Annotated in this window: 14 protein-coding genes; 7 read left to right on the top strand and 7 right to left on the bottom strand. The window is 72.2% G+C overall.

What is annotated here, in order from left to right; genetic code table 11:
* Nucleotide 1 precedes the first annotated feature (1 nt).
* Nucleotides 2–805: a GH25 family lysozyme gene (locus tag ACWDN5_RS08580; RefSeq protein ID WP_449675547.1), complete on the top strand. Its 804-nt coding sequence runs from the start codon at nt 2–4 to the stop codon at nt 803–805.
* Here the strand turns inward: ACWDN5_RS08580 and ACWDN5_RS08575 are convergent.
* Nucleotides 802–1,044, bottom strand: coding sequence for a hypothetical protein (locus tag ACWDN5_RS08575; RefSeq protein ID WP_310973106.1), 243 nt, complete (start codon nt 1,042–1,044; stop codon nt 802–804). The genes ACWDN5_RS08580 and ACWDN5_RS08575 overlap by 4 nt on opposite strands.
* 128 nt (nt 1,045–1,172) lie before the next feature.
* Here ACWDN5_RS08575 and ACWDN5_RS08570 point away from each other — a divergent pair, with 128 nt between their 5' ends.
* From ACWDN5_RS08570 to ACWDN5_RS08545, 6 genes are all read left to right on the top strand, one after another.
* Nucleotides 1,173–2,414, top strand: coding sequence for a GDSL-type esterase/lipase family protein (locus tag ACWDN5_RS08570; protein ID WP_449675545.1), 1,242 nt, complete (start codon nt 1,173–1,175; stop codon nt 2,412–2,414).
* A 56-nt stretch (nt 2,415–2,470) separates the two neighbouring features.
* A complete protein-coding gene (locus tag ACWDN5_RS08565) occupies nt 2,471–2,857 on the top strand; it encodes a hypothetical protein (RefSeq protein ID WP_396136954.1) in 387 nt (128 codons plus the stop codon).
* A 30-nt stretch (nt 2,858–2,887) separates the two neighbouring features.
* Nucleotides 2,888–3,223 carry a ClpX C4-type zinc finger protein gene (locus ACWDN5_RS08560; RefSeq protein WP_310973240.1) on the top strand — a complete coding sequence of 112 codons (336 nt, stop codon included), beginning with the start codon at nt 2,888–2,890 and terminating at the stop codon, nt 3,221–3,223.
* Nucleotides 3,224–3,318: 95 nt separating this feature from the next.
* On the top strand, nt 3,319–4,044 hold the full coding sequence (locus tag ACWDN5_RS08555) for a dihydrofolate reductase family protein (protein WP_449675543.1): 726 nt from the start codon (nt 3,319–3,321) through the stop codon (nt 4,042–4,044).
* Nucleotides 4,045–4,065: 21 nt separating this feature from the next.
* On the top strand, nt 4,066–4,419 hold the full coding sequence (locus ACWDN5_RS08550; RefSeq protein WP_310973238.1) for a YciI family protein: 354 nt from the start codon (nt 4,066–4,068) through the stop codon (nt 4,417–4,419).
* Complete coding sequence (locus ACWDN5_RS08545) at nt 4,416–5,615, top strand: RNA polymerase sigma factor (protein WP_449675542.1); 1,200 nt, start codon at nt 4,416–4,418, stop codon at nt 5,613–5,615. The genes ACWDN5_RS08550 and ACWDN5_RS08545 overlap by 4 nt, the downstream gene beginning before the upstream one ends.
* A 216-nt stretch (nt 5,616–5,831) precedes the next feature.
* Here the strand turns inward: ACWDN5_RS08545 and melA are convergent, their stop codons facing one another.
* The 6 genes from melA to ACWDN5_RS08515 all read right to left on the bottom strand — a co-directional run bounded on the left by melA (nt 5,832) and on the right by ACWDN5_RS08515 (nt 12,148).
* The gene (gene melA / locus ACWDN5_RS08540) at nt 5,832–7,139 is read right to left on the bottom strand and encodes an alpha-galactosidase (protein WP_449675540.1); all 1,308 of its coding nucleotides are present in this window, start codon (nt 7,137–7,139) and stop codon (nt 5,832–5,834) included.
* 27 nt (nt 7,140–7,166) lie between these two features.
* Entirely contained in the window at nt 7,167–8,048 is an 882-nt protein-coding gene (locus ACWDN5_RS08535; protein WP_310973099.1) for a carbohydrate ABC transporter permease, read from the bottom strand.
* Entirely contained in the window at nt 8,045–8,959 is a 915-nt protein-coding gene (locus ACWDN5_RS08530; RefSeq protein WP_310973098.1) for a carbohydrate ABC transporter permease, read from the bottom strand. The genes ACWDN5_RS08535 and ACWDN5_RS08530 overlap by 4 nt, the downstream gene beginning before the upstream one ends.
* Before the next feature lie 9 nt (nt 8,960–8,968).
* On the bottom strand, nt 8,969–10,234 hold the full coding sequence (locus ACWDN5_RS08525) for an ABC transporter substrate-binding protein (RefSeq protein ID WP_449675537.1): 1,266 nt from the start codon (nt 10,232–10,234) through the stop codon (nt 8,969–8,971).
* Between the two features lie 206 nt (nt 10,235–10,440).
* On the bottom strand, nt 10,441–11,256 hold the full coding sequence (locus ACWDN5_RS08520; RefSeq protein WP_449675536.1) for an endo alpha-1,4 polygalactosaminidase: 816 nt from the start codon (nt 11,254–11,256) through the stop codon (nt 10,441–10,443).
* A gap of 91 nt (nt 11,257–11,347) precedes the next feature.
* Nucleotides 11,348–12,148: a DeoR/GlpR family DNA-binding transcription regulator gene (locus ACWDN5_RS08515; RefSeq protein ID WP_310973095.1), complete on the bottom strand. Its 801-nt coding sequence runs from the start codon at nt 12,146–12,148 to the stop codon at nt 11,348–11,350.
* Between the last annotated feature and the right edge of the window lie 71 nt (nt 12,149–12,219).

The following is a 12,219-nucleotide window of genomic DNA, read 5'->3' as shown; positions in this document are numbered from 1 at the left end:
GATGAACCGAACCGTGGCGGGACAGCGGCTGTCGGGTGCGGCCGCGCTGGCGGTGCTCGCGGCCGTGGTGGTCGCGACGCCGGCGCGAGCCGACTACTCCTCGGCGGACACGAACTACGCGGGCACCCAGATCGCGCGGCACGAGGGCGTCCACGGGACACCTCGCGCCGAGGCGGTCGGGCAGACGCTGGGGCACGACGTCAGCGGGCACCAGGGCCCGGTCGACTGGGCCGCCGCGGCGGGTGCCGGGGCGAAGTTCACCTACGTCAAGGCGACCGAGGGCACCGGGTTCGTCAACCCGCAGTTCGGGCAGCAGTACGACGGCGCGCACGCGGCGGGCATCATCCGCGGCGCGTACCACTTCGCCCGCCCGGACGTCTCGGGCGGCGCCGAGCAGGCGGCGTACTTCATCGCCCACGGCGGCGGCTGGCGCCCGGACGGCACAACGCTGCCCGGCGCGCTGGACATCGAGTACAACCCGTACGGCGACGTCTGCTACGGCAAGAACCCGGCCGACCTGACGGCGTGGATCACCGACTTCACCCGCACCTACCTGGCGCAGGCCAAGCGCAGCGCGCTGATCTACACCAGCACGGCGTGGTGGAAGCGCTGCACCGGCAACACGAACCGCTTCGGCAACACCGACCCGCTGTGGCTGGCCCGGTACGGCCCCGAGGTCGGCGAACTGCCGGCCGGGTGGGCGAAGCAGAGCATCTGGCAGTTCGCCCGGGGCGGCGGCCTGCCGGGGGACCAGAACTACTACAACGGCCCGATCGGCCGGGTCCAGGCGCTGGCGAAGGGTTAGCGCCACCACCCGCGCAGGTCCGGCCACGGCGGCCGGTGCACCATGGCGACCCCGGCGAGGGTGGCCGCGACCAGCCCGACACCGATGCCCAGCAGGGCGACGCGCGTGGCGTCCACCGCCGGCTCCCACTTGGCCTGGCCGTCGCGGACCGCGAACACGCCGACCGGCCGGTGGACCGGGATCACCGTGGTCCCGTCCGGGGTTTCGTGCGGATCGCCGAAGATGCGGGGTTCGGTCATGTCCGCCATCGAACCGGAGACCGCCGCCGCTGACAAGATCGGACAAAACCTTGTCGCCTCCGTGACCGGCTGCTTACCATCGGCGGGCAGCTCGTCGACGTTCGTCCTTTGTGGACTCGGGAGGCGCCGTGCGCAGATTCGCCCTTCTCGCCGTGGTTTCCGCGGCTGTCTTCGCGTTCGCCCCGGGGGCCGCCGGAGCCGGGCGGGCGTGGTTCACGTCGTGGGCGCAGTCGCAGGACGGCCGGGCCGACGCGGCCGTCACCGGCCAGACGCTGCGGATGATCACCCACCTCAGCCAGGGCGGCGACGCCGTGCGCGTCCGGTTCCAGAACACCTTCGGCACCGGGCCGCTGACCATCGGGCACGCCACGGCCGGGCCGAGCGCTGGCGGCGCCGCCGTCACCTTCGCGCGCGACCTGACCTTCGCCGGCCGTCCCGCGGTCACGATTCCCGCCGGTGGCGAGGTGTGGAGCGACGAAACGAGGCTGGTGACGCGCCCGGATTCCGACCTCGCGGTGAGCATGTCGGTCGAGGGCACGGCCGTGCCCGGCCGCCACGGCGCGGCCTTGCGCGACAACTACCTGACGCCGCCGGGCTCGGGCGACCACACCGGCGACATCCCGGCCGGCGCGTTCACGGCCACGGTCGGGTCGACGTACGTGGTCAGCGCCGTCGACGTGCACAATGCCGCGCTGGCGGGCGTCGTCGTGCCGTTCGGCAGCTCGGTCGTCGACGGCATCGGCAGCACCAACTGTGGCCCGGGCTGCACCGAAGCCGGCACCAACCGCCGGTGGACCGACGACCTGGCGCGGCGGATCGTCGCCGCGGGGGCGCCGCTCGCCGTCGCCAACGCCGGCGTCTCGGGCACGACGAGCGCCCGGTCGTGCCCGGGGATGCCGCCGTCGGTCGCCGGCCTGGACGCCGCGAGCCGGCTGGACCGGGACGTCCTGGCGCTGCACGGCGTCCGGGCCGTCATCTACTACTACGGCACCAACGACCTGGCGTACGGCTGCGACGCGGCGACGATCCTCGACAGCTACCGCGCGGTGTTCGCGCGGCTGCGGGCCGCCGGGATCGCGGTGTACGTCACGCCCAGCACGCCGCGGCCGGGGTACGGCGACCAGGCGAACCTGGCCCGGCACGAGATCGCGCTGTTCGTGCAGCGCTGGAACACCTGCGGCGGCACGTGTTCGGGGGTCGTGGACTTCGACACCGTGCTGGCGGACCCGTTGAAGCCGAACAGCATCCTCCCGGCGTACGACAACGGCGACGGCATCCACGCCAACGCCGCCGGCCAGCAGGCGCTCGCGGACTTCGTCTCGGTGTCGATGCTCACCCGTTCCGGGCCGGTTGGTCACACGATGGGGTGACCGAGCGAGTCGGAGCGGCGCGGCTGTGCGTGCCGGTCAGCAGAGTACGTCCGGTGATGAACGAGTCGATGGACGACGCCGGGTGCTGCCTGCTGTCGGTGGCCTGGAACGTCGCCCCGCTGGCCGAAGGAGGCTCGGGCTCCCGCCGCGGCGACCTGCGGCGCACGGTGGTGGCGGTGTGCCGGACGGCGGGTCACGGCGCCCGCGACTGGGCCGCCCGGCACGGGGCCGGTACGGAGGCGGAGTACCGGCCGTTCCTGCAGCTCGCCGACGTCGCCTACGAGATCGCGACGCTGTTGCTGCTGGTGGAGGACTTCCTGGTCCCGGACCTGGAGCGCGAACACCGCCGCTGGGCGGAGATCGAGGAACTGACCGGCCGGCTGACGGAGCTGGCCGAGTGGACGGCGGCGTTCCTCTTGTCAGGCGCTCCCTTACGGCTGTAAGGTCGCGCCTGACAAAGGAGGTCGTCGATGGTGATCGCGCGTTGTTCCTTCTGTGCCAAGCCGAACACGGAGGTCGAAGTCCTGGTCGGTGGCCCGGGCGTGTTCATCTGCGACGGCTGCGTCGGCCTGTGCGTGTCGGTGATCGAGGGCAAGCCGGCGGACGCACCGATGATCGCGCCGTGGGAGCACGACCTGCCGCTGGAGCAGGTGCTGTCCAACCTGGCCCCGGTGTCGGCGGCGAGCACCCAGGTCCAGCAGAACCTGGCGGCCTGGGTGGGCAAGGCCCGCGACCTGGGCGGCACATGGTCCCAGATCGGCGAGGCCCTGGGGATGACCCGCCAGTCGGCGTGGGAGCGGTTCGCCTAGGAGCCGGCGGCGGCGCGTGTCGAGAACGCGCGGCCGGCTCCGACTGAGGGGCAGCGGCGGCCGGGAGAGGCTGCCCCCAACCACGGAGCGTGAACATGACGAAGGTGACCGCCCAGATGTCGGTTTCCCTCGACGGCTTCTACACCGGGCCGCGGGACACCCGGCCTGACCAGGACATGAGCGGCTGGCTGCGGGGCCCCGAAGCGCCCGGGTTCTTCCGGGTGACCCGCTGGGCCGTCGACGCCATGGCCTGGCGCGAGCGGCAGGGCTTCGCCGGCGGCGAGCAGTCGGTCGACTCGGAGATCGTCGCCGAGACCTTCGCCGCGGCCGGGGCCTACGTCATGGGCCGGCGGATGTTCGACGCCGGCGAGGTCCCGTGGGGCGACGAACCGCCGTTCCGCGCCCCGGTGTTCGTCGTCACCCACCGGCCCCGGGCGGTGCTCGAACGCCAGGGCGGCACGTCCTTCACCTTCGTCACCGAAGGCGTCGAGCGAGCCGTCGAGCTGGCTCGGGCCGCCGCCGGCGACAAGGACGTGGCGGTGGCCGGGGGCGGTGAGCTCCTGCGCCAGGTGCTGGCCGCCGGGCTGCTCGACGAGCTCGAGTTGCACATCGCGCCGGTGCTGCTGGGGGAGGGCCAGCGCCTGTTCGGCCCCGAGCTCGGCCTCGGCGCGGACGACGGCATCGAGCTGGTCCCGGCCCGGGTCGTCGACACGCCCGGGGTGACCCACCTCCGCTATACCGTCACCGGACGGTCGAAGCTGGTGCTGGACGACCGCGGCGCCAGTGGTGACCTGGTCGGATCCGCCGAGACGGGCCAGTGAGAGGAGCGAACGGTGAAGTACATGCTGCTGATCTACGGCAACGAGGAAGCCTTCAACTCGGTGGGTGCGGAAACCCTCGCCGAGGTCATCCGCGAGACCGACGCCCTCAACCGGGAGCTGTTCGAGTCGGGCGAGCTGGTCGGGGCCTACGGCGTCGCCGACGAGGTGAACACCAAGATGGTCCGGGTCACCGACGGGACACCGGTGGTGACCGACGGCCCCTACGCCGAAGCGAAGGAGTTCCTGGGCAGCTTCATGATCGTCGACTGCGACAGCATGGACCGGGCGCTGGAGATCGCGGCGCGGGCCCCGTCCGCGCGCTACTGGGGTGTCGAGGTCCGGCCGCTGATGCACGAGGCCGAAGTCGCGCCGTGACCGGCTGGCAGGCCGTCCGGCCGCTGGTTCCGGAGGTGCTCGGCGTGCTGGTGCGCCGCTACGGGCAGTTCGATGCGTGCGAGGACGCCGTCCAGGAAGCGCTGGTGGCGGCCGCGGCCCAGTGGCCGGTGGAGGGGTGGCCGGAGAACCCGCGGGCGTGGCTGGTGACGGTGGCTTCGCGCCGCCTCGCCGACCAGGTGCGCAGCGACGCCGCGCGCCGCCGGCGGGAGGAGGCGGACGCCCTCCGCACTCCGCCCGCCGGTGGCGAGGTCGAAGCCGGCGACGACACGCTCACGCTGCTGTTCCTGTGCTGCCACCCGGCGCTGACGCCGTCGTCGCAGATCGCGTTGACGCTGCGGGCGGTCGGCGGCTTGTCGACGGCGGAGATCGCCCGGGCGTTCCTCGTGCCCGAGGCGACCATGGCCCAGCGCATCAGCCGTGCCAAGCACCGCCTCAAGGGGGCCGGCTTCGCGCTGCCGCCCCCGGCCGAGCAGGCGGCGCGCCTCGGCGCCGTGTTGCACGTGGTCTACCTCGTGTTCAACGAGGGCTACACGGCGACGTCGGGGACGCGGCTGGTGCGGGCGGAGCTGGCGGCCGAGGCGATCCGGCTGGCCCGCGAGCTGCACCGGCTGGTCCCCGGCGACGGCGAGGTGGCCGGGCTGCTGGCGTTGCTGTTGCTGACCGACGCCCGCCGCCCGGCCCGCACGGCCCCGGACGGATCCCTCGTACCGCTCGGCGAGCAGGACCGGACGCGGTGGAACGCCGAAGCGATCGCCGAGGGCGTGGCGCTGGTGACCGGCGCCCTGGCGAGCGGCCCGGTCGGCCCGTACCAGCTGCAGGCCGCGATCGCCGCGCTCCACGACGAGGCCCCGACGGCGGAAGCCACGGACTGGCCCCAGATTTTGGCGTTGTACACGCTCCTGGAGCGAGTGGCGCCCAACCCGGCGGTGACGCTCAACCGCGCGGTGGCGGTGGCCGAGGTCCACGGCCCGGCAGCGGGCTTGGCCCTGCTCGAAGCCCTTTCGGCCGACGACCGCCTCTCGGCATCGCACCACCTGGTGTCGGTGAGGGCTCATTTGCAGGAGCTGGCAGGCGACCACGCGGCGGCCCGCGCGGGCTACCGCGAGGCGGCCCGCCGCACGACGAGCGAACCCGAGCGGCGCCACCTCCTGACCCGCGCCGCCCGGCTCGGGTGACGGGCCGCGGCCGGCTTGCCAGGATTTGGTGACCCGCGGGTCGCCGGTGGCCAAGCCGACGCGGTGCCGTTTCGCGGCCCGGACCAGGCAACGCGGCGGGAGCGAAACCGCGCTGGCGCGCCGTGGCCTGCGCCGGCTACCGCGAGGCGGCCCACCCCACCACGAGCGAACTCGAGCGGCGCCACCTCCCGACCCGAGCCGCTCAGCTCGGGTGACTCACCCCCCGAGCACCGCCCGCAGCGCAGGCTGAAGCCGGTCGCCGTGGGCGTGGACCATCGCGTCGCACAGCGAGAAGATCCGCTCCACCGGCAACGCCGCCGCCGTGGCCGGGTCGACCATCGCCGCGTGGCGGATGTGGTGGGGGTTGTCCTCGATCGCCGCTCGCACCACCAGTTCGTTCACACTCAGGTACGTCCGGTTCAGCGCGGCCAGCTGCGGGGGCAGCTCGCCGATGCGGGTCGGGCGGAGGCCCGTGCCGTCGACCAGGCACGGGACCTCGACCACGCCGCCCGATGGCAGGTTTTCGATCAAGCCCCGGTTGACCACGTTGCCGTAGACCGTCCTCGGCGTTCCCGTCAGGACACTGTGGATGATCTGCGGCGCGTATTCGCCCGTGCCTTCCACCGGCAGCGGCTCGTCGGCCGCGATCGCCCGGCGGGTTCGCTCGTACTCGGCCTCGTTCTCCGCGACGATGTCCAGGTACGCGCCGATCGGCAACCGCAGGCGGTCGATCTCGGTGTCGTGCTTGAGGTACCAGGGCACGTACTCGGCCGAGTGCTCGCTCGTCTCCGTCGGGTAGTAGCCCAGCCGCCGCAGCATGTCGAACCGGACGCGCCGCCGCAGCTGCTCGTCGGACTCGGCCAGCTCGCGCAGCCGCGGGTAGAGGGAAGCGCCCGCGTGCTCGAACCGCAGCACCCACGCCTGGTGGTTGACGCCGGCCGCGACGTAGGTGACCTCCTCGAACGGCACCCCGACCAGCCTGGCGAGCCCGTGCACCGTCCAGTACACCGAGTGGCACAGCCCGACGACCCGCGTCAGCCCGGTGACCTCGCTCAGGTACTGGACGTTCATCGCCATCGGGTTCGTGTAGTTCAGAAGCCACGCCTCCGGGCAGACGTCGGCGATGTCCGCCCCGAGCGCCCGGAGGAACGGGAACGTCCGCAGCGCGCGGAAGATCCCGCCGATGCCCAGGGTGTCGCCGATGGTCTGGTGCAGACCGAACTCTTCCGGCACCTCGAAGTCGGTGCGCGTCGCCGCGCCCATCCCGATCTGGACCATGTTCACCACGAAGTCCGCGCCCGAAAGGGCCTCCCGGCGGTCGGCGTGCGCGGTGAGCACCGGCTTGACACCCCGCACGGCGGCGATCCGCTGGGCCGCGGCCAGCGCCGTCGCCAGCCGGTCCGGGTCGATGTCGTGCAGGGCGACGTGCACGCCGTCCAGCTCCGGATAGGTGAACAAGTCGGCGAGCAGGCCCTGGGTGAACACGACGCTGCCCGCGCCGACGAAGGTGATCTTGGGGGTCATCGGATTCCGATCAGGTTGGGAGGGAGGTCAGCCCTTGAGCCCGCTGGAGGTGACGGACTGGATGAACGTCTTCTGCGCGCCGAGGAAGGCCAGCAGCACCGGCAGCACGGTGATGACGTTGCCCGCCATCACCGCGGCCCAGTTCGTGTGGTGCTGGCCCTGGAACGTGGTGAGCCCCAGCTGCAGCGTGTACGTCGTGTCGTGGTTGACCGCGATCAGCGGCCAGGTCAGGTCGTTCCAGGTGCTCAAGAACGTCAGCACGGCCACCGTGCTCAACGCGGGCCGGGACAGCGGAACGACGATGGTGAACAGCACGCGCAACCGCGAGCAGCCGTCGATCCACGCCGCCTCTTCGAGCTCGCGGGGCAGCGACAGGAAGAACTGGCGCAGCAGGAACACCGCGAACGGCGTCACCAGCGACGGCACGATGAGCGCGCCGAGGGTGTCGATCAGGCCGAGCTTCTTCATCACCAGGAACGTCGGGATCATGGTGAGCTGGAACGGGATCGCCATCGTCGCGACCATCAGCGCGAGCAACGCCCGCGACCCGGTGAACCGCATCCGCGCGAACGCGTACCCGCCGAGCGTGCCGAACAGCAGGTTCGACACCACGGTGACCGCCGAGACGATCAGCGAGTTCGTGAACCAGCGCACGAACAACGCGTTGTCGAGGACGTAGCGGTACCCCGAGAAGTCCACATGGGACGGCCACAGCGCGGGCGGGAACCGGTTGATCTCGGCGTTGCTCATCACCGAGCTGAGCAGCAGCCACCCCAGCGGCGCCGCGAACACCAGGGCCAGCGGCACGAGCAGCAGGTGCCAGGGGCTGAACGGCAGCCGGGGCCGGCGCAGCACGGGCAGCGCGGCGCGGGTCGCGGGTGCGTCGAGCCGGGCGGGCTGTGTGGTCATCGCAGGGCCTTCCCCGGCCGGCGCAGCACCCGCAGGACGGCCACGACGACCAGCAGCGCCAGCGCGAGCACGTAGGCCGACGCCGCGCCGTAGCCGGCGGTGAAGTTCTTGAACGCCTGCTCCCAGACGAAGTAGACGATGACCGTGGTCGAGCCGAGCGGGCCGCCCTTGGTCGTCACGTACACCAGGTCGAACACCTGCAGCGACGTGATCAGCTGCCACAGCACGAGGAACGCCGTCACCGGGGTGACCGCGGGCAGCGTCACGTGCCGCAGCACCCGCCATGTCCCGGCGCCGTCCAGCCGCGCGGCCTCGACCAGCGACGGCGGGACGTCCTGCAGCGCGGCGAGGTACACCACGACGCAGAAGCCGGTGCCGCTCCACAGCGTGATGCCGACCAGCACCAGCAGCGCCTGCGCCGGGTCGGTCAGGAAACCCTGCGGCGACACGCCGAGGTGGTGCAGCAGCGAGTTGGCCGCGCCGAACTGCGGGTCGAGGATGAAGGAGAACAGCACGCCCTGGGCCGTCGCCGACAGCACGAAGGGGACGAACACGAGCGTCCGGTACACGCCGACCAGGCGGATGCGCCGGTTGAGCGCCTGGGCCAGCAGGAACCCGAACAGGATGCTGAGCGGGACGTAGAACACCGTGTACAGCACGGTGTTGCCGACCGCCTGGGCGAAGTGCGGGTCCTGGGCGAGCGCGGCGTAGTTGTCCAGGCCCACCCAGCGGCTCGGGGTCACCAGGTCGTCGGCCTGGAAGGACATTACGAGCGACCAGGCCACCGGCACCACGCCGAGGCCGAGGATGATGAGCACGGCGGGGGAGATGTAGGCCCACGCGGCCGCGGTTTCGCGACGCCGTCCGCGTGACGGTGGGTTCACGGTGATGGGCCTCGGCAGTCCGGGCATGGCGGCTCCCTATCGCGGAATGATCAGGGCGGCGTTCGCGGCCGCGGCGCAGTCGCGCATGGCGTCGGCCGGCGTCGCCCGGTCGAGCAGCACGGCGACGATCGCGGTGCCGAGCGCCGCCGACACCTGCGGGTAGGCCGGGTGCACCGGCCGGACGCGGGCGTTCTCCAGCGCGTCGACGAACACCGGCAGGCCCGGCGTTCCGGCGGTTTTCTCCTGCCACGCGGGCAGTTGCTGCGTCCGGCGGCTCAGCGGGAGGCTGCCCGCGCCGTCGTCCCAGCGGACGTCCTGGGCCGGGTCCGCCAGCCAGGACAGGAAGGTGCGGGCCGCCGCCACGCGTTCTTCGCCGTTGTCGAACAGCGTCCAGGTGTCCGGGCCGGAAATGGTGACCGGGCGGCCGCTGAAGCTCGGCAGCGGCACGACCGCGTAGTCGACCCCGGCGTCGGCGATGTCGGGCAGCTGCCACGGCCCGGTCGGCACCATGCCGATGTGCCCGGCTTGGAAGGCCTGGTACATCTGCTCGCTGCCGGTCTTCGGGTCGAGGTAGACGGCCTTTGCCGCGGCGAGGTCGCGGACCACCTCCAAGGCACGGACGCCCTGGCCGGCGAACCCGATGCCGCGCCCGCCGTCACCGATGACGTCGCCGCCGAGGTCCCACACCATCGGCCACAGCCGCCACACGGTGTCCTCGTCACCGGTGGCCGGCCACGCGGTGCCGAAGGTGCCGTTGCCCGGGTCGGTGAGCTTCTTCGCCGTGACGACGAAATCGGCCCACGTCCAGCCCGCGGCGGGCAGCGGGATGCCGGCGCCCGCGAACAGCTCCTTGTTGCACACCACGGCCAGGGAGTCGAGCAGCGCCGGGACCGCGCGGACGCGGCCGTTGACGGTGACCGCTTCCCGGGCCGGTGCCCAGAAGCCGGGGCCCGCGTCGACGAGGTCGGTGACGTCGACGACGCTGGGGCTGCGCGCCACGCTGGCGAGGTCCGAACCGAAGACGTAGGCGATGTCCGGGAACGACCCCGACGCGAGCGCCGCGGTGATCTTCTGCAGCATCGCGTCGGCGAGGACCCCGCCGCCCAGGTCGATCCGGATCCCGGGGTGGGTGCGGTGGAAGTCCGCGACGAGCTCGTCGAGGACCTTCTTGCCGGTGTCGGTCTGGCCGTGCCAGACCTCGACCGTGACCGGGCCCCCGGTGGCCCGCGCCGGGCCGCAGCCGGCGAGCGCGGCGCCGAGGGCCAGACCACCGGCGCCGCGCAGGAATCCGCGGCGGTCCATCAGCTCGTCTTGCGGGGGAAGGAGAAAGTCATCATCGCCGACTCCCGATGATGGTGGGCACGACCCCGCCTCGGACTCTCGCGTCCTGGCGACTCGGTCCGGGCTCGCGGTGGAACCGACATACCGGCTGGGCGTACCTCTGACGTCGGTGCTCCCGACGTGGACAGCAGTAAAGCGAGCGCGATCGAACGTGTCAAGGCGGGCGGTCAGCAGGTCTTGCGGACGTACCCGCTCGTCCCCTGGGGCACCACGTACAGGTCACGCCGGACCATGCTGATCTTGTTCTTCCACGACGGGCAGCCCTTGCTCATGCCCGACGCGGTGTACTCGACGTCGACCACCCGGTTGTTGAACGGGCCCGCGTAGTCGGCGCACTCCTCGTACTCGCCGCACTCCTCGGTGACGGCGAAGTCGAGGCCGTTGGCGACCCGGTTGCCGGCCAGTTCGGGGGTGTTCTTCTGGGCGATGGCGAGGTTCTTGCCGTGGGCGTGGGCCGACAGCAGCTTGATGTACTCCTGCGCGTGCGTGGTGGTGAGCAGGTTCTTCGACCGCGAGTAGCTGTCGTAGTTGTCCGGCTCGATCGCCTGGTAGCCCTTCGACGCGCACGTGTCGATCCAGCTGCCGACCTTGGCCGCGACCCGCGAGCGCTTGTCGGCCGTGCGCAGGTCGAGCAGCGTCTCCTTCCAGTCCGGATCGACGACCTTGTTGCCGTTCGCGTCGCGCAGCAGCAGGTCGCTCGGCCAGTCGCCGTCCGCGCCTTCCTGTGCCTGGAAAGCGTTGAGGTAGCAGATGTTGTACTTGCCGCTCGCCGGGGCCGCGGAGACGTCGCGGCTGACGATCTGCACCCCCGACGGCGGGGTGTAGGCGCCGCCGATCTGGTAGTCGAACCCGGCGGCCTGCGGGGGGAGCGTGATCGCGGCCGACGCCGGTGCGGCGACCGCGGTGAGCGTGCCGACGGCCAGCGTGCCCGCGGCCGTGAACGAGGCGAATCGCTTGCCGTGGACGGGGAAGGAACGTTTCATCCGGAACTCCGTCATCGTCGGGGCTGGTGACGGCGAAAGGTAGGCAGGACGGCCACCGCGGTCAACGAAACGCGCATTCGCGATGCGCGTTTCACCGGCCGGCGGCGGCCTCGACCACGGTGACCCGGACACCGGCCCGGCGGATCGCCGCGACCGCGCCGGGCGCGGCGGAGGAGTCGGTGATCACCTCGTGCACGTCCCGGATGTCACCCATGCGGGCGAGGGTGGTGCGCCCGAGCTTGCTGCCGTCGGCCAGCACGATCACCCGCTGCGCGCGGCCCAGCATGGCGCGGTTGGTCCGGGCCTCGTTCTCGTCGTGGGTGGTGATGCCCGCCGTGGCGTCGATGCCGTCCACGCCGACGAACGCGGTGCCGACGCTGATCGAGGCCAGCACGTGCTCGGCCCAGGGCCCGACCAGCTCGTAGGACTGGGGCCGGGCGACGCCGCCGACGACGACCAGTTTCAGCCGGGGGTGCAGGGCCAGGTCCATCGCGATGTTCAACGCGTTCGTGACGACGGTCAGGTCCGCCCGGCCCGGCAGTTCCCTGGCGAGTTCGCTCGTGGTGGAGCCGCCGGTCAGGGCGATGACGTGCGGCCCGGACGGCAGCGTGCGGATCGCCGCCTGCACGATGGCGCGTTTGGCGTCCCGGGACCGGTTTTCCCGGTAGGGCGGCGGCACTTCGGTCGTGCGTCCCCGGGGCCGGGCGCCGCCGTGGGTGCGGGTCAGCAGCCGCTGTTCCTCCAGTTTGGCCAGATCACGCCGCAGCGTGGCGGAGGAGACGCCGAACCGGGCGCTGAGCTCGCCCACCTGCAGCGAGCCGGTGTCCGCGAGCACGCGCAGCAGCTCCGAGAGCCGTTCGGCGCGGGTGGTGCGCCGTTTCCGCGTGGACATGGGGCGAGCCTACGACAGCCGCCGAAACGCTCACTCGGAATGCGCATTTGGCCACCGGACCTTGCCCGCTC

The organism is Amycolatopsis sp. NPDC003731, assembly GCF_053586895.1.
Note: the sequence above shows the minus strand (reverse complement) of the source record. Positions and strands in the feature narration are given on the sequence as shown.

Excerpts from the sequence above, each read along its gene's own strand:
- ACWDN5_RS08580 (WP_449675547.1), top strand. The coding sequence starts at position 2 with ATGAACCGAACCGTGGCGGGACAGCGGCTGTCGGGTGCGGCCGCGCTG.
- ACWDN5_RS08575 (WP_310973106.1), bottom strand. The coding sequence starts at position 1,044 with ATGACCGAACCCCGCATCTTCGGCGATCCGCACGAAACCCCGGACGGG.
- ACWDN5_RS08565 (WP_396136954.1), top strand. The coding sequence starts at position 2,471 with ATGAACGAGTCGATGGACGACGCCGGGTGCTGCCTGCTGTCGGTGGCC.
- ACWDN5_RS08555 (WP_449675543.1), top strand. The coding sequence starts at position 3,319 with ATGACGAAGGTGACCGCCCAGATGTCGGTTTCCCTCGACGGCTTCTAC.
- ACWDN5_RS08550 (WP_310973238.1), top strand. The coding sequence starts at position 4,066 with ATGCTGCTGATCTACGGCAACGAGGAAGCCTTCAACTCGGTGGGTGCG.
- melA (WP_449675540.1), bottom strand. The coding sequence starts at position 7,139 with ATGACCCCCAAGATCACCTTCGTCGGCGCGGGCAGCGTCGTGTTCACC.
- ACWDN5_RS08535 (WP_310973099.1), bottom strand. The coding sequence starts at position 8,048 with ATGACCACACAGCCCGCCCGGCTCGACGCACCCGCGACCCGCGCCGCG.
- ACWDN5_RS08530 (WP_310973098.1), bottom strand. The coding sequence starts at position 8,959 with ATGCCCGGACTGCCGAGGCCCATCACCGTGAACCCACCGTCACGCGGA.
- ACWDN5_RS08525 (WP_449675537.1), bottom strand. The coding sequence starts at position 10,234 with ATGGACCGCCGCGGATTCCTGCGCGGCGCCGGTGGTCTGGCCCTCGGC.
- ACWDN5_RS08520 (WP_449675536.1), bottom strand. The coding sequence starts at position 11,256 with ATGAAACGTTCCTTCCCCGTCCACGGCAAGCGATTCGCCTCGTTCACG.
- ACWDN5_RS08515 (WP_310973095.1), bottom strand. The coding sequence starts at position 12,148 with ATGTCCACGCGGAAACGGCGCACCACCCGCGCCGAACGGCTCTCGGAG.